Raw genomic sequence first — 17360 nt, forward strand, 5'->3', positions numbered from 1 at the left:
GGAAAAACCGTCCTCGAAGTGCTACAGCGCTGCAGCCAGAAAGGTCACGGCTGAGATACGAAGTGCAAACAGAACCGCGTCCTTCCTGCCACCGATGTGACGGCAACGCTGCCGCCATGAGCGAGCATGATGGCTTTGGTGATGGCCAGACCCAAGCCCGCGCCATCGGATGAGGGGTGTGCGCGTGCCTTGTCCGCGCGATAGAACCGGTCAAACAGGCGCGGCAGATCGACAGCTTCAACCGGGTCGCCGGTGTTCGTGACACACAGGTTGATACCATCTCCCTCAGACTCAACGGTCAGTTCAACCTCGGTGTGAGGGTGCGCGTGCCTCAGTGCGTTGGACAGCAAGTTGCTGATGGCTCGCCGAATCATCAGTCGATCACCCACCACGCTACCCGCTCCCACCACCCGAAGGCGAAGTTCTTTGTCCTCGGCGACCGCATCGTAGAAATCCAGAAGGCTCTTTGCCTCCTCTTCCAGTGCGACGTCTTCGCGATTCGGCAGCTGAATGCCGTGGTCCGTCTTCGCCAGAAACAGCATGTCGGACACCATGCGCGCCAAGCGCTGGAACTCCTCGGCGTTGGAGGCGAGGATGTCGCGGTAGGTATCTGGATCACGGTGCTGCGACAGCGACACTTGGGTCTGTGTCAGCAGGTTGCTGATGGGCGTGCGCAGTTCGTGGGCAATGTCGCTTGAGAACTCCATGAGCTTTGAAAAATCCTGCTGCAGACGCTCCAGCATGGTGTTGAGGCTGCGAGCCAGCTCTGCCATCTCCACGGGCACAGCGTCGATTGGCATGCGCTCGTCGAGCTTGTGGGCCGTGACCTTGAGCGCGCGCTCTCTCATGGTCCTCAGCGGGGCCAGACCGCTGCGGGCTGCCCACCACCCCAGGAGGCCGCTGAGCAGGGTGGCCAAGAGGACATAGACCGCCAACTGTTGGCGCAGCATCTGCATGAAATGGGTGTGGTGCTGCGTGTCCAGCGCGAGCGTCAGGCGCATGCTCTGACCTGGACTGCTCAATCCGCCGGGCATCTGCGCTGAGGAAATCTCAGTGCTCATGCCTCGCAGTTGCCGCTCACCATCGGTCCAGTCCATGGGCTGATCTGCGGCGCTTCGCGCAGAGAGTTCTGCTGGAAACGTGATGCCGCCTTTTCCAAACAGCTGTTCGTCACCGCGCGTAATTGAGATGAAAAGGCCTTGATGGCTGTTAAGCGATACATCCAGCTTGGCCGCGAGTTCGGCTGGCTCTGGCGTTTCATCGACGATCTTCTCGATGAGCTGCACCTTGTCCAGCAGGTAGTCGCGGTCAAGGTCAATGAAGTGCAAATGGGTGGACCACGCCACCAAGACGCCAAGGCCAAGAAGCACCACAGCCGATACCAGGGTGTACAGAAAGGTGAGTCGTGCGGTGAGGGTCAAGCGCCGGATCATCAGGAGTGCTCCGGCACTTCCAACACGTAACCCATGCCTCGAACCGTCTGCAACAGGCGGCACTCAAACCCGTCGTCCACCTTGACACGAAGCCTGCGCATGGCCACCTCGATGACGTTGGTGTCGCTGTCGAAGTTGACGTCCCACACCTGGGAGGCGATCAGCGAGCGTGGCAACACCTCACCCTTGCGGCGCATCAGCAATTCGAGCAAGCCGAACTCCTTGGCGGTCAGGTCGATGCGCTTGCCCGCGCGGGTGACCCGACGGCGCAGCAGGTCCAGCTCCAGATCCGCGACCTGCAGGGTGGTTGGCTCCATACCCGAGCGCCCACGGCGCAAGATGGTGCGCACCCTGGCCAACAGCTCGGAGAACGAAAACGGCTTGACCAGATAGTCGTCCGCTCCGAGCTCCAGACCCTTGACGCGGTCGTCCACATGATCTTTGGCGGTCAGGAAGAGCACCGGCATCTCTCGACCCTGGGCACGCAGACCTCTGAGCACCTGCCAGCCGTCCATGCCGGGCAGCATGACGTCCAGAATGATGAGGTCGTGGTCGCCCTCCAGCGCCTGGTGCAATCCGTCCACACCGTTGTTGAGCAGCTCAACCGCGTAGCCCGCCTCGCGCAGCCCCATGGACAGGTACTCACCCGTTTTGCGTTCGTCTTCAACAATCAAGATTTTCACGTTCACTCCTGCGGCGATTTTCACTGCCAGCGGCCCATTGCAACCGAACCTGACAACTTTGTAATGAAACCGACAGGTTCGTGACGGGTGGCCTTTTGCACACTGCCCCCAGCTTGAAACAGCCGAACAGGAGCAAATCAGTGATTCATCGACGTTACCCTTCCTCAGCACTGCGGGCCATTGCAATAAGCGTTCTGGCGCTGCCTTTGGTGGTGTCGGCCCAGATTGCACCGGCGCCCGCCGAAAAGAACTGGCGCGAAGCCAACGACGCGGTCGGCCAGTTCAAACGCGGCCATGCCGACATTCTCAAGTGGGAGAAACAGAACACACCCGTCGTGCAGCCCGAGGCATCAGCTGCTGCCCGGCTGAGCCTCATGTCCCCCGAAGACGCCGTCCGGCAGGCCTGGTTGTTTCACCGTGGGCTGGTCAAACCGATGAACAGAATTGGTGCGGCCAACGTGGATCTGATCGCCAAAGGCCAGTGGTCAGATGTCGATCCGGTCTGGCAGCGCAAGGTGGACGACTTCGGCGAACTGCTGGAGGTGGCTGCACAGGGCCGCAAGGCGTGGATTCAAGCTGTCGCGGCCCGCCAGGTGCTCAAGCAGCACCGCGACACACTGGACGCTGCCGAAGCCGGTAACGAGTTGGGTCGTCGCATGGTGAGCGTGGGCAACTGGAGCAAGCTTCAACAAGCCCAGGTTCAGCTGGCGCAGTCCTCTGCCCAGATGAATGTGCGCCGCGCCCAGCACGCAGCTACCCAAGCGGAGGCCACGCTCATCAAGACATTGGGTCTCACGGGTGTGCATTCCGCCGTCACCTTGCCCGACCGTTTGCCAGACATGCCCGCCCAGGCGCTGTCGCCGCAGGTGCTCGATGCGCGTGCGGAGGCCATTGCGGCACAACTGCCGCGAGCCGAGGGCATGCGCAATGACGCCAACGCTCGCCTTGCCCGCCAGGCCTACCTGGCCAGCCACGCCCTGGCCTTGAGTTCACGCGACGAGGTCCTGAAGGTTCGCGAGTTCATCACCGAAGAAACCGTTCTTCACTACAACGGCATGCTCAAGAGCGTGTGGGACTTGTTGGGTGAGGTTTCCAGCCAGTCCCAAGCGGTGGCCAGTGCCATCGAGGCGCAGCGGGACTTCTGGATCGCAGAGACCGATCTGCAGTGGGTCCTTCAAGGCGGTGCGCCCGACAGCTTTGTCTCTCTGGGCGGCGGAGGCGGTGAGCCCGCTGCTGCCGCTGGCCACTGATCGAATCGAACGCATTGAAAGAAAACCAACATGAGTCTCCTCAATTCACGTCGTCAGTTTTTCGCGGGTGCTGCCGCTTCGGTGGCAGGTCTTGCCGTCGCGCGCTCTGCCATGGCCGCCCTGCCTGAACCTGTCTACCAAACGTCCGTGGACACAGCGCCGCCGCTGGTGCCCACCACCGGCCGGCCCTACAACCCGGTGGTCACGCTCAACGGCTGGACCCTGCCCTGGAAGATGAACAACGGCGTCAAGGAATTCCACCTGGTGGCAGAACCCGTGGTGCGCGAGGTCTCACCGGCCTTCAAGGTCAACATGTGGGGCTACAACGGCCAGAGCCCGGGCCCGACCATCGAAGTGGTCGAGGGCGACCGCGTGCGCATCTTCGTCACCAACAAGCTGCCCGAGCACACCACCATTCACTGGCACGGCCAGCGCCTGCCCAGTGGCATGGACGGTGTGGGTGGCCTCAACCAGCCCGCCATCCCTGTGGGCAAGACCTTCGTGTATGAATTCGAGGCGCGCCGCCCTGGCACCTTCATGTACCACCCGCACGCGGACGAAATGGTCCAGATGGCCATGGGCATGATGGGCATGTGGGTCACCCACCCCAAGGGCAAGCATCCCCACATCAGCGAGGTGGATCGCGACTTCTGCTTCCTGCTCAACGCGTTTGACATCGAGCCGGGCAGCAAGACGCCCAAGATCAATACGATGCTGGACTTCAACATTTGGTGCTGGAACAGCCGGGTATTCCCGGCCATCGACACGCTCAACGTGCGGCTGAACGACCGCGTGCGCATTCGTGTGGGCAACCTGACCATGACCAACCACCCTATCCACCTGCACGGGCACGAGTTTCTGGTGACTGGCACCGACGGCGGCCCGACGCCACCCAGCACGCGCTGGTACGAAGTGACCACCGACGTGGCCGTGGGCCAGATGCGCCAGATCGAGCTGATCGCCGACGAAGAAGGGGACTGGGCCATGCACTGCCACAAGAGCCACCACACCATGAACGCCATGGGCCATGCGGTGCCCACGATGATCGGCGTGGACCACCGCGGCCTAGTCAACAAGATCCAGAAGGTGGTGCCCGACTACATGCTGATGGGCGAGCGCGGCATGGCCGACATGGGCGAGATGCAGATGCCCATTCCGGACAACACTGCGCCCATGATGACCGGCACGGGCCAGTTCGGCCCGTTGGAGATGGGCGGCATGTTCACCGTGTTCAAGGTGCGCAAGGACCAGAAGCCGGGCGACTACAAAGACCCTGGCCCGTACAAGTTCCCCGAAGGCACTGTTGCGCACGAATGGACCGGTGCGCCCTTGCCCGCCGTCAGGCCCAAGGCAAGTGCAGACACAACCCCGGCGATGGGCACAGCGGTCAAGCCCATGGGCAAAGGCATGCAGCACTGAACCAAGCCGTCTTTACACATTTCTCCCACTTGCTTTCTCAACCCACCAATCCAGAGAGTTCACATGATCTTCACCCAAGTCCCACTTTCCAAGCGTTCGAGCCTTTTGTTCGTTGCCGCCCTTCTAGCCACGTCAGCCGCCACAGCGGCGGGCACGCACGGCGGCGGCCACAACGAATCGCCCATCGGTGAGCCCGGCGTCGCCAGTAAAGCGTCCCGCACCATTCAGGTCGACGCTGCCGACAGCATGCGGTTCACGCCAGCACTGGTGGACGTCAAGAAGGGGGAAACCGTCCGTTTCGTCGTCACCAACTCCGGCAAGGTGCCGCACGAGTTCAGCTTGGGCACGGAGAAGGAGTTGAAGGAGCACTACGAAGTGATGAAAAAGTTTCCCGGCATGGAACATGATGAGGCCAACAAGATTTCCTTGAAGCCAGGGCAAAAGGGTGAGGTCATTTGGCGTTTCACGAAAGGTGGCGTCGTTGATTTCGCCTGCCTTCACCCCGGACACTACGACGCCGGCATGAAGGGCCAGATCAAAGTGACCACCAAATAAGCTTAAAGAGCACCATTCTTGCAACCCACAGCCACATCTGATTGAAGGAACATCTCATGAAAACACTGAACCTGAGTCTGGCCGCATCAGCGGTCGCCCTTTCCTTTGCCTTCGCTGGACCCGCGCTGGCTCAAATGACCATGGACCAAGGAAAGATGGGAATGGATCAGGGCAAGATGGGCATGGCGGCGACACCCGGCATGACCGACGGCGAAATTCGCAAGATCGACAAGGAGAACGGCAAGGTCACGATCAAGCATGGCGAGATCAAGCACATGGACATGCCTCCGATGTCTATGGTTTTCAACGTCAAGGACAAGACCATGCTGGACAAAGTCCAGGTGGGCGAGAAGATCCAGTTCATCGTCATTCAGGACGCCGGCAAGATGGTCGTTACCGACATCAAAGCGATGAAGTGATTGAGCCAATCCGATCCTATGGGTCGGTTGTGGTGAAGGGATCGGTTGTGATGACCGATCCCTTTTTTGTATGGGTGACGTCCTCCCTGCTATGTGAAACCGGCCCGACACAGCCTCGCAACCCATGGGCAGGCGTACGTTGGCGCACAGTCAATCCGAGCATCGATGTCGATGATGATGAACCCGCCTTCGGGTAGCTTCAAGGAAGTCACATGAACCATCAATCCACCACAAAACGCTTCACCACTGTCCCTGTCAAGGCTCTGTGTGCCGTTTCGCTGACTGTGCTCATGTCGATGTCGGCGCATGCTCAGTCCTCGCCAGCCACAGGCCCAGCGACGACGCCCATGTCCGATATGCACAAAGGCGCCACAGGTGCACACGACATGAAAGGTTCCATGATGATGGGCATGGAGGAAATGCAAAAGATGCCCATGTCGGGCAATACCGACAAGGACTTCGCGATGATGATGAAAATTCATCACCAGCAAGCTTTGAACATAGCTGAGATGCAGCTCAAGACCGGCAAGTCACCCGAGATGAAGGCCATGGCAAAGCAGATCATCGTGGCGCAGAAGAAAGAGATCGCTCAGTTCGACAAGTGGCTCGCCAAGCAGAAGTGATCTGTGTGGCAAGGGCAAAGCGGCGGTGCTGCTGACATACGCATAAGCGCTGGCTCAAGCACTCAACGAAGCGTCGGTCTTCAAGGCTGCAATCAGCGGGCATCGCACCTTGCCACTGGATGCTCCGCAGAGTCGAATCAATCCCTCAAGCACTCCTTCAATCCGGTGCAGGTCCTCAAGCCTGCTCTTCACATCCGCAAGCTTGGCCTGTGCTTTGGTTCGGGCTTGAACACAGCTGGTGCCATCGTCGAGTTGCAGCAGCTCGGCTATCTCGTCCAAGCTGAATCCGAGGCGCTGCGCCGACTTGATGAAATGAAGGCGAGAACGGTCAGCTTCTGCGTAGCGCCGAATCCCGCCGGATGGGCGGAGCGGCTCAGGCATCAATCCCTTTCGCTGGTAGAAGCGGATGGTCTCCACATTGACTTCGGCTGCCTTGGCCAATCCGCCAATCGTCATGTTGGGGTCGGAAGGTGTGTGGATCTCGCTCATGTCACTTGACTCCGTACTTGGGTACGGCTTTAAGGTTATCTCATGCCAGCACACTCCACCACCCCGAGCACACCCACCTCCAGTCCCGCGATCGAACAGGGGGGCAAAGCCCTCCTGGCTGGTGGTCTTGCAGCCCTCTTTGCATCGGCCTGCTGCCTGGGCCCACTGGTGTTGATCCTGGTAGGCACCTCGGGCGCCTGGATCAGGCATCTCACGGCCTTGGAGCCCTATCAACCGCTGTTCATGGGTGTTTCGCTGGCGGCGCTGTTCTTTGCGGCAAGAAGCATCTGGAGGCCAACGGCTGCCTGCGAACCAGGTCAGGTGTGTGCGATTCCCCGCATCAACCGCATCTACAAACTGCTGTTCGGTGTCGTGGTGCTGCTGCTCACCACCGCAATGGCATTCCCGCTGATAGCTCACTGGTTCTATTGATGAAAAGCCTGGCTGTGAAACACATCTTGATTGCTGTCGGATTTGTGCTGAGTCCGCTTGCATGGGCAGCGCAGAAAACCGTCACTCTATCCGTCCCCGGTATGTCCTGTGCCACCTGCCCGATCACGGTCAAGAAGGCGTTGACGAAACTGAGTGGAGTGGTCGAGGTGAAGTCCAATCTGGGCAGGCGGGAGACCTCGGTGGTTTATGACGACACCAAGGTTTCATTGGACGCTCTGACCCGGGCGACCAAGGACGCTGGCTTCCCGTCAACCGTCACGGGAGTCAAGCCTTGACCGAAGTGCTCCTGACGTCGGTGTTGACCTGTCCTGAGTGTGGACACGGCAGGGCTGAAGTCATGCCCACCGATGCTTGCCAATGGTTCTATGAGTGCGAAGCATGCCACGTGGTCCTTCGGCCGAAGACGGGTAACTGCTGCGTGTTCTGTAGTTACGGAACGGTGCCGTGTCCACCAATTCAAGGAGTAGACCAATCGGGTTGCGAGAGGGCCTGCTGACTTTGCGCTGACCAAGATGTAATGCATTCGCAAGCTGCCGGTCATGGGCATCTCACTACATTGAACTTGTACCTCGTACCGCATTGATTCAGTCGAACGATGTGATTTGTTCTTGAAGGAGACACCCCATGATTCGCAAGCTCAGCATCCTCGTCCTCTCATTGGCAGCATTCGCCCCGGCATTCGCGATGGACGCAGCCAGGTCCGAGGCCAAGCAGGTCATCGCACTGCAGAACGGTGAGACGCTCTACGTCTTCAAGGACGGACTGATGGCCAAGGAAAGCAAGTTTGGAAGCGTGACTCACCTTAGCAAGGGTCAAGTCGTCCAGACCGCCGATGGCAAAAGCATCACGACGATGGGCAACGAAGTTGCGCGTCTGAGTTCCCTGTTGAACAAGGGACACAGCAATTGAGGTTCAAAGCGACGACCATCACTGGCCATGGGTATAGCCGCCAAATGAACAAGACATCGGACAGGACCGGTAACACCCAGAGCCATCTTTACTTTCGAAACCGCTCCACCTCGTTCTTGACCATCTCGTAGAGCTGGTCCGGGTCGGTCGAAGCGAGTGGTTTCCCATTGACGAAGAAGGTCGGGGTGGCTCGAACCCCGATCGCCTTCAAGTCAATTACGTCTTGCGCCAGCAAAATGTCCACCGAACCAGCGGCGATGTACCTGCGTGCCTCCTCAATATCGAGACCCGCCGATTGCGCAATCGCCCATGCACGCGGTGATGCGTTTGCGCCTTGACCCGTCCACGCGCGTTGACCATCCAGCAACGCTTCGAGCACGGGTTCGAACTCTCGCGCGGAAATGCCGCGAGAATGTCTTTGGCCCGGGGATAGAACGCCTTGCAAGCTTCGCATGCAGGGTCAAAAAACTCCACGATCGTGACCGGCGCTGCCACCGGACCAATGATGGGCGAGTGCGGCCGGACCATTGCTCCGGCCTGCTCCGAGGCCTGAACGGTCGCAAGCTGCAGGATGTGTCGCTGGTACAGGAAGACGGCGGCGGCAAATACCGCGAGCGAAGCCAGTGCCGACAAAAAAACAAGGTGACGGCGCGTCATGCGTATTTCCCCAACATGTCAAATGGCGAATGGCGAATGGCGAATGGCGAATGGCGAAAGGCGAATGGCGAAAGGCGAAAGGCGTTTCAGAATGGCCGCCCTGGCGGTCGCATCGTGTCGGGTCTCATGTTCGTGGTTGGTACGCAATGATTGCCATGCCCGCCAAGGTCACGGCCACGCCCGCCACATCCCAGCGGCTTGGGCGCACGCCGTCCACCGACCACAGCCATGCCAGCGCCACGGCCACATAAACCCCGCCATAAGCCGCGTACACCCGTCCCGATGGCGCGGCGTGCAGGGTGAGCAGCCAGGCAAAGGTGGCCAGGCTCAACGCAGCGGCGGGCAACAGCCACCAGCCCGAGCCCTCGCCGCGCAGCCACAGCAGCGGCAAGTAACAACCGACGATCTCGGCGATGGCAGTGACAAGGTAGAGCAGAAGTGTTTTCATGGTGGCATGGGGTCGTTCAACCCTCCATGGAGTTCAACAGCGTGAGGATGTCTTGCGCGATCACACCAGGTTCCGTGCCGTAGCTGGAGAACAGTCTTACCCGGCCCTCGGGGTCAAACACATACTTGCCCGCCGAGTGGTCCATCGTGTACGACGTCGGCGTGCTGCCCTCGGCCTTGCGGTAGTAGATTTTGAAACTGTCCGCCACGGCCTTCAGCTCGGACGGCTCGGGGCGAAGCGCCAGAAATGTCGGATCGAAGTTGGTCATGTACTCCTTGAGCAGAGGCAGCGTGTCACGCTCAGGGTCCACGGTGATGAACAGTACCTGCAGTTTCTGGCCCTGATCAGCCATGAGGCGCTTGACCTCGGCCAGGGTGGTCATGGAGGTTGGGCACACATCGGGGCACTGCGTGAAGCCGAAAAAGACCACCACCGCTTTGCCACGGAAATCAGCCATGGTGCGCACCTGTCCCATGTGATCGGTCAGCTTCAGGTCTTGTGCAAAAGTAGCGCCGGTGATGTCCGTGCTCTGGAAAGTAGGGGCCTTGGGCGAACAACCGACCAACAACCCACTGGCAACGAGCCAAGCTCCGCTCAGTGCCAGTAACTTGCGACGGCTGGGGAGAGATGCGTGTGCGATGTCGGTCATTTCTTTGCCTTGGCCACTTCTTCTGCCACCAAGGCGGCCAACTGGTCGGGTCCGAAGCTCGGCAAGCTGCGGCCGTTGACAAAGAAGGTGGGCGTTTTGGTGACCTGCAGCGCGGTGAGGTCTTCGATGTCCTGCTGCAACAAGGACTGCATGCCGGGCTTCTCGATGTCTTGGCGCGCTTTCACGAGGTCCAGCCCTGCCTGCTCGGCCACCTTGAACGCAGTCTCGATGTTGGGCTGACCATGATCCGCCCAAGTGGGCTGTGCGACGAGCACGGCCTCCAGCACCGTCTGGTACTTGCCCTGGCTCTTGGAAGACTCCAGCAACTTGACCACCTGATCCGAGCCCTGGTGAAAAGGTGCATACCGAATCACCAGTCGCACGTCGTTGGGGTATTGCGCCATCAGGTTCTTGACGATGGGATAGAAGGCACGGCAAGTCTCACAGGCGGGGTCGAAGAACTCGACGATGGTGACCGGGGCACCTTGGGGGCCAAACACCGGCGAGTGCATGCGCACAAGACGGGTCTGCTCGGCCTTGACCTGCACTTCCTGTGCGTTCTGAACGCGCTTCTGATAGGCGTTCATGCCCAGGTAGAAGAACAGGGCAACGATGGCCACCAGACCAATGACGGTGAATTTTTTGGCGTTCATGAACGGGTCTTTCTCAAGTAAATAAAAAGCAGAATGACGATGGCGACGAAGGATGCGAGTGACAACCAGGGAATTTGGATGCCGCCCAGAATCTCCAGACTTTGTTCGCTGCACGAGGGTCCGGTGCCACAGGGAACCCACCACTTCGGCACCCAGCCGGCGATCAGCGCGGAGTGGTAGCCGGCCATGGCTGCGCCACCCAGCGCCAACGGCAGCGCATAGACGGCACCCCTCCGGTCTTCAGCGAAGGCGGCCATGCCCAGGATGAGTGCCAGCGGGAACATGAAGATCCTCTGGTACCAGCACAGCAGACAGGGCGTCATGCCCATGACTTCACCGATGAAGAGCGCGCCGAGCGTTGAGACCAGGGCCAAGGCCCAGGCGGCCATGATCCAGAACCAACCCCGCTTCATGAGGGCAGCTCCTCAGACGTCTTGCTGGTCGTTTTGCGTGGTGGCGATTTCAGTGATGCGAAGCACCAGACCAGCATGGAGCACACGATGAAGATATCAGCCAGATTGAAAGCCGGCCAATGGATGCTGCGCCAGTGAAAGTCAAGGAAGTCCACCACGGCGCCGATCTGGACGCGATCCGCGAGGTTGCCGCCGCCACCGCCCACCACAAATACGCCGACCCACCGATCCAGCGGTTCGGCCTGCCGTGCAAGGCAGAGCACAGAGACAACTCCCACCACCAGCGCTGTCACGCCGATGAAAAACCAGCGTTGCCAGCCACCTGCATCGGCCAGCAACGAGAAGGCCGCACCCGTGTTGAGCACATGCACAAAGTTGAACCACTCGGTCACTTTGATGGCTTCACCGAGGTCAAGGGTGGTTGAGAAGTACGATTTGCTGAGTTGATCAGCAAACAAAAGCACCGCGACGGCAGCAAGCCACGTCCATCGCGGGTTTCGCTGGGTCCAGCGAACATTCATGTGAGAGTCCTTCCAAAACGATCCGGGGATGGCCACCGTGTGCGACGGCGGCCACTTGAAGCCAGGGGATCGGGGAAGAGGTGCCCGTCAGCGCGTCAGACGGACCGGTTCAGCCCCGAATGTTTCGGGGCAGACCATTGGGGACGGTAGGGTCGCTCATGCCAGGGCGGCAGGATCAGTTCGACGAGATGTGCGACCAACTTGATGCCCGCAGGGTCGGCCATGGTCGCTACAGTTTCCATCACAGCGGCAGCGCAGTTGGCGTGGCAGGTTCCGCAGTCAAGATCAAACCCCAGTTCGTTGGCAGTTAGATCGTCTGCACCTTGAATCGGCAACAGATGCGTGGGCTGATGGTGCTGGACTTGAAACCCTTGGGCCACTGCAACGTGGCCGCAGCACTCGGTCGCCGCAGCTGCAGAGAACTGCAACGGCAGCAGCGCAAACATCAGCAGGATCAAAAAAACACGCATGGATAGATTTTATGCGGCGGGCGTTTCACCGGTACGTGCCTGGGCGATCAAGCCGGCCAGCTCCGGGCGCACCGGAAGCGGCTCGAAGGCGCTCACGGTGGATCGACCCGGGTTGCCCAGCGGCAAGCGCCCGCTCAAGTGGCCAAAGGGCACCAAGGCCAGGCGGAGCACCTGACCTGCGGCCTCAGACCAGTCGCGCGTGCGCCAGGCCAGCCGCAGCATGTGCGCGTGCGTCTGCAAGTGCGGCCTGATGTGGAGCTGCCCCACCAAATGCGCTGCCTCCAGGTACAACCAGGCTTGTTCACTGGAACTCGCCTTTTTCGCCTCGTGCATCAATCGGGCATGGGTCGTCTCATCGAACCGGCGAGTGGACGGTGGCTCAGTGAACGTGGCCATGGTGGTCCTTTGCGCTGTCATCACCGAGTTCACCCCGCGCCTGCCGCATCACCGTCCACCCGCCATGCAGCGCCAGCGCCGCCATCAGGCTGGCCACCAACAAGTCGGGCCAGGCGGAGCCGGTGCCGAACACGCCGAGCGCGGCCATGAACACCGCCACGTTGCCGATGGCGTCGTTGCGCGAGCATAGCCACACGCTTCGCATGTTGGCGTCGCCTTCACGAAAGGCGTAGAGCATCCAAGCCACGGCTACGTTGGCCAGCAGCGCCAGCAGCGCCACCGCGCCCATGGTCGTGGCCTGCGGCACGCCACCGTGCCACACCGACCACACTGCAGCGCCCAACACATACAGGCCAAAGCCCATCATGCTCACCGCCTTGAGCATTGCCGCGCGCGCGCGCCAGGCCAGGGCAGACGCCAGCACCGCGAGCGACACGGCGTAATTCAGCGCGTCACCCGCAAAGTCCACTGCGTCGGCCAACAGGGAGAGCGATCCGGCCTGCACGCCGGCGCCGATCTCGATGAGGAACATGGCGGCGTTGACGATCAGGGCGATCCACAGGATCTTGCGGTAGTGCGGCAGGTTGACGAGCGTCTCGGGCTTGGGGGTGTCGTGGTCACAGCAATGGGCAGACATGGTTTTTCCTTTCAATGCCTGCATTGGAAACCCTGGAGTCGCTACAGTGTCAATGACTTCCCTCAAGGTGAGGGAAAGAATTGCAAAGTTGAGGTTTAAAGTCTCTGCCTCAGAGACGAACTGGCATCGCCAACGCTGACGGCGTCGCCGCTGTCAACACAAGATTCAGATAACTTCAGCACAGAGGAAGCGTCATTGCTTGCCGCGCCGCAAACGCAGCGCGTTGCCAATCACGGAGACCGAGCTCAAGCTCATGGCCAGCGCGGCAATCAACGGCGACAGCAGCCAGCCTGTCAGTGGATACAGCACGCCGGCCGCAATCGGAATGCCCAGCGCGTTGTACAAAAAGGCAAATATCAGGTTTTGCTTCATGTTGGCAACAGTCGCTTCGGACAGCGCGCGCGCAATCGCAATCCCGCGCAGATCGCCCTTGACCAATGTGATCTGCGCACTGTTCATCGCCACGTCAGTCCCGGTACCCATGGCCACACCCACATCGGCTTTGGCCAGTGCCGGTGCATCGTTGATGCCGTCACCTGCCATGGCCACCATGCGGCCTTCCTTTTGTAGTCTCTCCACCAGCAGCAGCTTGTCGGCCGGCTTGACCTCGCCGTGCACCTCCTCGATGCCCAGGCGCGCTGCAACTGCCTTGGCCGTGGTCAGTCCATCACCGGTTGCCATCACGATGCGCAGACCGGAGGCCTTGAGCGTTGCCAGCGCTTCGGGCGTGCTGGCCTTGACCGGATCGGACACCGCCAACAGGCCCATCAGCTGTCCATCAACCGCCAGGTGCATCACGCTGGCACCTTCTGCGCGCAAGGCCTCGGCCTGCGACACCAGAGCACTGATCGATACACCGATCTGCTCCATCAGCGTGGTGTTGCCCAGCGCCAGTTCCCGTCCGGCCACCTGCCCGCGCACGCCGATGCCCGAGCCGGATTCGAAGTTCTCAGGTTTGTCGAGCGCCATACCGCGCTCGCGGGCGGCGCGCACGATGGTTTCAGCCAGAGGGTGTTCACTTCCTTGGTCAAGGCTGGCGGCCAGGCGCAGCACTTCATCGGCATCAAAACCCGGCGCGTGAACGACACGCTCAAAGGTCGGGCGACCTTCTGTGAGCGTTCCGGTCTTGTCGATGATGAGGGTGTCGATCTTGCGCATGTTCTCTATGGCCGCCGCGTCCCGGAACAATACGCCGTGAGTGGCTCCGCGACCGGTTGCGACCATGGTGGACATGGGCGTGGCCAGACCCAGCGCGCAAGGACAGGCAATGATCAGTACGGCGACCGCATTGATCAGGCCGAACACCCAGCTGGGCTCGGGACCAAACAGACCCCAGCCAAAGAAGGTCAACAAGGCAATGCCCACCACAGCCATGACGAAGTAACCAGCCACCACGTCCGCCATGCGCTGCATGGGCGCTTTGGACCGCTGGGCCTGGGCCACCATCTGCACAATCTGCGACAGCATGGTGGACGCGCCGACGCGCTCGGATCTCATCACCAGCGCACCACTGGTGTTCAGCGTGGCGCCAATCACCTTGTCGCCCACACGTTTGGTGACCGGCATCGGCTCGCCCGTGAGCATGGATTCATCGATTGAACTGCTCCCCTCTGTGACCTCTCCGTCCACTGGTACCTTTTCACCAGGGCGCACGCGCAGCAAGTCGCCCACATGCACATGGGTCAGCGGCACATCCTCTTCGGTGCCGTCTTCCCGGATGCGCCGGGCGGTTTTTGGCGCCAGACGCAACAACGATTTGATAGCCGCCGAGGTCTGTGACCGGGCTTTGAGTTCGAGCACTTGTCCCAACAGCGTGAGCGAGATGATCACGGCGGCCGCCTCAAAGTACACAGCGACTCGGCCCATTGAGATGAACGAGTCAGGGAAGGCTTGGGGGGCGACGGTGGCCACTACGCTGTAGACGAACGCGGCGCCGGTACCCAAGCCGATCAGGGTCCACATGTTCGGACTGAGGTTCACCACCGACTGGACGCCGCGCACAAAGAACGGCCACCCGGCCCAGAGAACAATGGGCACCGACAGCACGAGCTCGATCCAGCTCTGGGTGCCCATGTCGAACCACTCCAGGCGATGTCCGAACATCGCGAGCACGAAGACCGCTCCCGTGAGCGGCAGCGTCCACCAGAAGCGGCGCTGGAAGTCACGCAACTCAGGGTTGTCATCGTCGTCAAGATCCGGCATCAAAGGCTCAAGCGTCATACCGCACTTGGGACAATTGCCCGGATGGTCCTGGCGAATCTCAGGGTGCATCGGACAGGTGTAGATCGCACCGGCTACCGCTGAAGAGGTCTCTGCGAGTGGCTTGGGCGCGAGGTATTGAAGCGGGTTCGCAGCGAACTTGCCTTGGCACTTGGCACTGCAGAAATAGAAGGTGCGGCCCTCGTGGGTCAGCATGTGACCAGACTGCGCCGTGACGGTCATGCCACACACGGGATCCTTCAGGTCCGTTGGTGAGGCCGATTCCGACGGGGCACTGCTGCCGTGATGTTGGTGTGCATTCATGTCCGTCCGCCTATTTTTCGTCGTTGTGGGTACGCCCGGAGTCCTGCGAATGGCTGCCATGCCCCCCGTAGCCGTTCCCGTGCATCAAGTGCATCATCGGACAAGCGAGCAGCAGCAGGTAAGGCCAGTAACCCAAAACATGGCCCCAGTGCTCTCGCAGGAAGAAAAAGCCCGCAACGATGGCGACCGTCACCAACACCATTCCGGCTGGGCGGCGCCAGAACGATGGCTCGTTAGATTCGTTACTGGGAGGGTTCATGGCTACGCTCCTTCAGACTGGACAGCTACGAGTGAGGAAAGGAGGTGCCCCGCCGCTCAATGCACAGCGCGTTTACTCAAAGGCTGAACTGCGGGGAGCTTTCACCTGCTCGCGGGAGGCACCGTGGCGCCTGGCATGCGCTGCATCATCATTTCCATCATTGTCTGCATCATGTCCATGCGCATCTCCATCATCTGATGGTGCTTCGACATGTCCATGGGCATATCTTTCATGCCCGACATCCCTGGCATGCCCGCCTTGCCGTGCATGCCGCCCATTCCCTTCATGTCCTTCATGCCTTTCATCATGGCCATGCCTTCGTGCATGGATTTCATGTGCTCTTCCATCAAGGCCTGGCGCTCAACAGGCGTCTTGGCATTCATCATCTTGTCTCGCATGGCCTGCATGGCTTTCATGTGGTCATGCATGGCAGTTGACGCTCCCGACGAGGCTGCAGCGGCTTGATGCGCGCTGTGTTCATCGGCTTTGGCTGCTGTTGTTGCGCCGATGACTGGTGCGCTCTGGCTCGCGCAGGCCGTCAGCAACAAGGCGGTGGAGATCGCAAGGATGGTGTGGGAGGTTTTCATGGTGGTGTTGTGTGAATGAATAGGGGAGCCGCCGCTGCCGGCGACAGGATCGGAGAAGTCACCAACTTAGCGAGGAAAGAAAACGCAGGACTAGAGTGCAGAGGCACTCTTCGCAATGAGCTGCGATGCGATCTACAACGTCAAGCGATGCGGTCGTGCCGCGATGGGCGAAGTCAGGTGCATCGGTCTGGTGACCTGCACCCGGACTTTCGCGGCGATGGCCAAGGTCATGGCTGGCCCCCACACCAGCTGCAGCTTGCCAACCACCCCTGGGCTGTCATCGGCAATGGGCTGATCCACCTTGGTGATGGCCAGGGAGGCTTCATCGCAAAACTTCAAGCATCCGTCATTACCGGGATCGGCTGTTTCGCCATGAAGGAATTCGGCGAAAGGAATCTCGTGTGGAGTTGCCGTCAACGATAGAGGACTGCTGGCGTTTGGTTCGGTCAACAGGCACGCATTGGCTACCCCCGCGGCCAACGCAAACAGCCACACGACCAGAATCATCGAAGTGGTATGGCGTAGCGAACGGCGGTGCAGGGTCATGTCAATCGAGCGAACAGTGGCAACGATCCAAGGCTAAACCCGAGGGCTTGACCAGCCTTGATGCAGATCAAGGAAGCAGGTCAAGAGACGATTCCGAGTTGAAACAGTGTGCGACCGAGCTCAGTCACGGTCGGTTCGTTTCCGAACAGAACGAGTTTCTCCAGGAAAAGTGCCCTTCGATGCACTCAGTGCGCCTCATGGGGAAAGAGCACGCCGCGCATCCAGGCCATGAGGTCGATGGGGCTGGATGTGCCTATGCTGGTTGCCTCGTCCTGAGCACGGGATTTCTTGAGCTGTGGCTTCTGCTGAGGCTGGTGTCCCAACTGCGGTCTGTCGGGAGCTGCTCCTGATCTACCAATGCACTCCAC

26 protein-coding genes and 1 pseudogene are annotated in these 17360 nt (G+C 60.3%); 10 read left to right on the forward strand and 17 right to left on the reverse strand.

Features of this window, described 5'->3' with window-relative positions:
• Positions 1 to 44 precede the first annotated feature (44 nt).
• Complete coding sequence (locus AC0GNO_RS13090; protein WP_472904239.1) at positions 45 to 1421, reverse strand: heavy metal sensor histidine kinase; 1377 nt, start codon at positions 1419 to 1421, stop codon at positions 45 to 47.
• 11 nt (positions 1422 to 1432) lie between these two features.
• Complete coding sequence (locus tag AC0GNO_RS13095; RefSeq protein WP_472890573.1) at positions 1433 to 2116, reverse strand: heavy metal response regulator transcription factor; 684 nt, start codon at positions 2114 to 2116, stop codon at positions 1433 to 1435.
• 212 nt (positions 2117 to 2328) lie between these two features.
• Here AC0GNO_RS13095 and AC0GNO_RS13100 point away from each other — a divergent pair, with 212 nt between their 5' ends.
• The 5 genes from AC0GNO_RS13100 (at position 2329) to AC0GNO_RS13120 (ending at position 6382) form a co-directional block, all read left to right on the forward strand.
• Positions 2329 to 3366: a TolC family protein gene (locus AC0GNO_RS13100; protein ID WP_472904240.1), complete on the forward strand. Its 1038-nt coding sequence runs from the start codon at positions 2329 to 2331 to the stop codon at positions 3364 to 3366.
• A gap of 30 nt (positions 3367 to 3396) precedes the next feature.
• A complete protein-coding gene (locus AC0GNO_RS13105) occupies positions 3397 to 4785 on the forward strand; it encodes a multicopper oxidase family protein (RefSeq protein WP_472904241.1) in 1389 nt (462 codons plus the stop codon).
• A 63-nt stretch (positions 4786 to 4848) separates the two neighbouring features.
• Entirely contained in the window at positions 4849 to 5340 is a 492-nt protein-coding gene (locus AC0GNO_RS13110; protein ID WP_472904242.1) for a cupredoxin domain-containing protein, read from the forward strand.
• A 56-nt stretch (positions 5341 to 5396) separates the two neighbouring features.
• Positions 5397 to 5759: a copper-binding protein gene (locus AC0GNO_RS13115; RefSeq protein ID WP_472904243.1), complete on the forward strand. Its 363-nt coding sequence runs from the start codon at positions 5397 to 5399 to the stop codon at positions 5757 to 5759.
• A gap of 212 nt (positions 5760 to 5971) precedes the next feature.
• The gene (locus tag AC0GNO_RS13120) at positions 5972 to 6382 is read left to right on the forward strand and encodes a DUF305 domain-containing protein (protein WP_472904244.1); all 411 of its coding nucleotides are present in this window, start codon (positions 5972 to 5974) and stop codon (positions 6380 to 6382) included.
• Between the two features lie 54 nt (positions 6383 to 6436).
• On the opposite strand, the gene merR is transcribed toward AC0GNO_RS13120, so the two are convergent.
• The gene (merR, locus tag AC0GNO_RS13125; RefSeq protein WP_472904245.1) at positions 6437 to 6871 is read right to left on the reverse strand and encodes an Hg(II)-responsive transcriptional regulator; all 435 of its coding nucleotides are present in this window, start codon (positions 6869 to 6871) and stop codon (positions 6437 to 6439) included.
• Between the two features lie 42 nt (positions 6872 to 6913).
• Between merR and merT the strand changes: the two genes are divergently transcribed.
• The 4 genes from merT (at position 6914) to AC0GNO_RS13145 (ending at position 8233) form a co-directional block, all read left to right on the forward strand.
• Positions 6914 to 7303: a mercuric ion transporter MerT gene (gene merT, locus AC0GNO_RS13130; protein ID WP_472904246.1), complete on the forward strand. Its 390-nt coding sequence runs from the start codon at positions 6914 to 6916 to the stop codon at positions 7301 to 7303.
• Entirely contained in the window at positions 7303 to 7599 is a 297-nt protein-coding gene (gene merP, locus AC0GNO_RS13135) for a mercury resistance system periplasmic binding protein MerP (protein WP_472904247.1), read from the forward strand. The genes merT and merP overlap by 1 nt, the downstream gene beginning before the upstream one ends.
• Entirely contained in the window at positions 7596 to 7820 is a 225-nt protein-coding gene (locus tag AC0GNO_RS13140; protein ID WP_472904248.1) for a GDCCVxC domain-containing (seleno)protein, read from the forward strand. Before merP ends, AC0GNO_RS13140 begins: the two co-directional genes overlap by 4 nt.
• Positions 7821 to 7948: 128 nt before the next feature.
• On the forward strand, positions 7949 to 8233 hold the full coding sequence (locus tag AC0GNO_RS13145; protein ID WP_472904249.1) for a CopK family periplasmic copper-binding protein: 285 nt from the start codon (positions 7949 to 7951) through the stop codon (positions 8231 to 8233).
• A gap of 88 nt (positions 8234 to 8321) precedes the next feature.
• On the opposite strand, the gene AC0GNO_RS13150 is transcribed toward AC0GNO_RS13145, so the two are convergent.
• Together AC0GNO_RS13150 and AC0GNO_RS13155 are read right to left on the reverse strand one after the other, a co-directional pair.
• On the reverse strand, positions 8322 to 8612 hold the full coding sequence (locus AC0GNO_RS13150; RefSeq protein WP_472904250.1) for a DsbA family protein: 291 nt from the start codon (positions 8610 to 8612) through the stop codon (positions 8322 to 8324).
• 77 nt (positions 8613 to 8689) lie between these two features.
• Positions 8690 to 8761, reverse strand: a pseudogene (locus tag AC0GNO_RS13155) (DsbA family protein); the annotation flags it as partial.
• Here AC0GNO_RS13155 and AC0GNO_RS13160 point away from each other — a divergent pair.
• Positions 8747 to 9040, forward strand: a complete 294-nt coding sequence (locus tag AC0GNO_RS13160) for a hypothetical protein (RefSeq protein WP_472904385.1) — start codon at positions 8747 to 8749, stop codon at positions 9038 to 9040. The pseudogene AC0GNO_RS13155 and the gene AC0GNO_RS13160 overlap by 15 nt on opposite strands.
• Here AC0GNO_RS13160 and AC0GNO_RS13165 read toward each other — a convergent pair.
• From AC0GNO_RS13165 to AC0GNO_RS13220, 12 genes are all read right to left on the reverse strand, one after another.
• On the reverse strand, positions 9015 to 9338 hold the full coding sequence (locus AC0GNO_RS13165) for a YnfA family protein (RefSeq protein WP_472904251.1): 324 nt from the start codon (positions 9336 to 9338) through the stop codon (positions 9015 to 9017). The two genes, AC0GNO_RS13160 and AC0GNO_RS13165, sit on opposite strands and share 26 nt — an antisense overlap.
• A 16-nt stretch (positions 9339 to 9354) precedes the next feature.
• Entirely contained in the window at positions 9355 to 9987 is a 633-nt protein-coding gene (locus AC0GNO_RS13170) for an SCO family protein (protein WP_472904252.1), read from the reverse strand.
• Complete coding sequence (locus tag AC0GNO_RS13175; RefSeq protein ID WP_472904253.1) at positions 9984 to 10640, reverse strand: DsbA family protein; 657 nt, start codon at positions 10638 to 10640, stop codon at positions 9984 to 9986. Before AC0GNO_RS13175 ends, AC0GNO_RS13170 begins: the two co-directional genes overlap by 4 nt.
• Entirely contained in the window at positions 10637 to 11029 is a 393-nt protein-coding gene (locus AC0GNO_RS13180; protein ID WP_472904254.1) for a disulfide bond formation protein B, read from the reverse strand. Before AC0GNO_RS13180 ends, AC0GNO_RS13175 begins: the two co-directional genes overlap by 4 nt.
• Before the next feature lie 20 nt (positions 11030 to 11049).
• Positions 11050 to 11574, reverse strand: a complete 525-nt coding sequence (lspA, locus tag AC0GNO_RS13185; protein ID WP_305683951.1) for a signal peptidase II — start codon at positions 11572 to 11574, stop codon at positions 11050 to 11052.
• Positions 11575 to 11669: 95 nt separating this feature from the next.
• Positions 11670 to 12044, reverse strand: a complete 375-nt coding sequence (locus AC0GNO_RS13190) for a hypothetical protein (RefSeq protein ID WP_472904255.1) — start codon at positions 12042 to 12044, stop codon at positions 11670 to 11672.
• Between the two features lie 9 nt (positions 12045 to 12053).
• Positions 12054 to 12440, reverse strand: a complete 387-nt coding sequence (locus AC0GNO_RS13195; RefSeq protein ID WP_472904256.1) for a DUF3703 domain-containing protein — start codon at positions 12438 to 12440, stop codon at positions 12054 to 12056.
• The gene (locus AC0GNO_RS13200) at positions 12424 to 13077 is read right to left on the reverse strand and encodes a cation efflux transmembrane domain-containing protein (RefSeq protein WP_472904257.1); all 654 of its coding nucleotides are present in this window, start codon (positions 13075 to 13077) and stop codon (positions 12424 to 12426) included. The genes AC0GNO_RS13195 and AC0GNO_RS13200 overlap by 17 nt, the downstream gene beginning before the upstream one ends.
• Before the next feature lie 192 nt (positions 13078 to 13269).
• The gene (locus tag AC0GNO_RS13205) at positions 13270 to 15600 is read right to left on the reverse strand and encodes a heavy metal translocating P-type ATPase (protein WP_472904381.1); all 2331 of its coding nucleotides are present in this window, start codon (positions 15598 to 15600) and stop codon (positions 13270 to 13272) included.
• A gap of 10 nt (positions 15601 to 15610) precedes the next feature.
• Entirely contained in the window at positions 15611 to 15859 is a 249-nt protein-coding gene (locus AC0GNO_RS13210; protein WP_472904258.1) for a DUF2933 domain-containing protein, read from the reverse strand.
• Between the two features lie 101 nt (positions 15860 to 15960).
• The gene (locus AC0GNO_RS13215) at positions 15961 to 16446 is read right to left on the reverse strand and encodes a hypothetical protein (RefSeq protein WP_472904259.1); all 486 of its coding nucleotides are present in this window, start codon (positions 16444 to 16446) and stop codon (positions 15961 to 15963) included.
• Positions 16447 to 16578: 132 nt separating this feature from the next.
• Positions 16579 to 16992, reverse strand: a complete 414-nt coding sequence (locus AC0GNO_RS13220) for a hypothetical protein (protein WP_472904260.1) — start codon at positions 16990 to 16992, stop codon at positions 16579 to 16581.
• Positions 16993 to 17360 lie beyond the last annotated feature (368 nt).

Source organism: Hydrogenophaga sp. L310 (assembly GCF_055703065.1).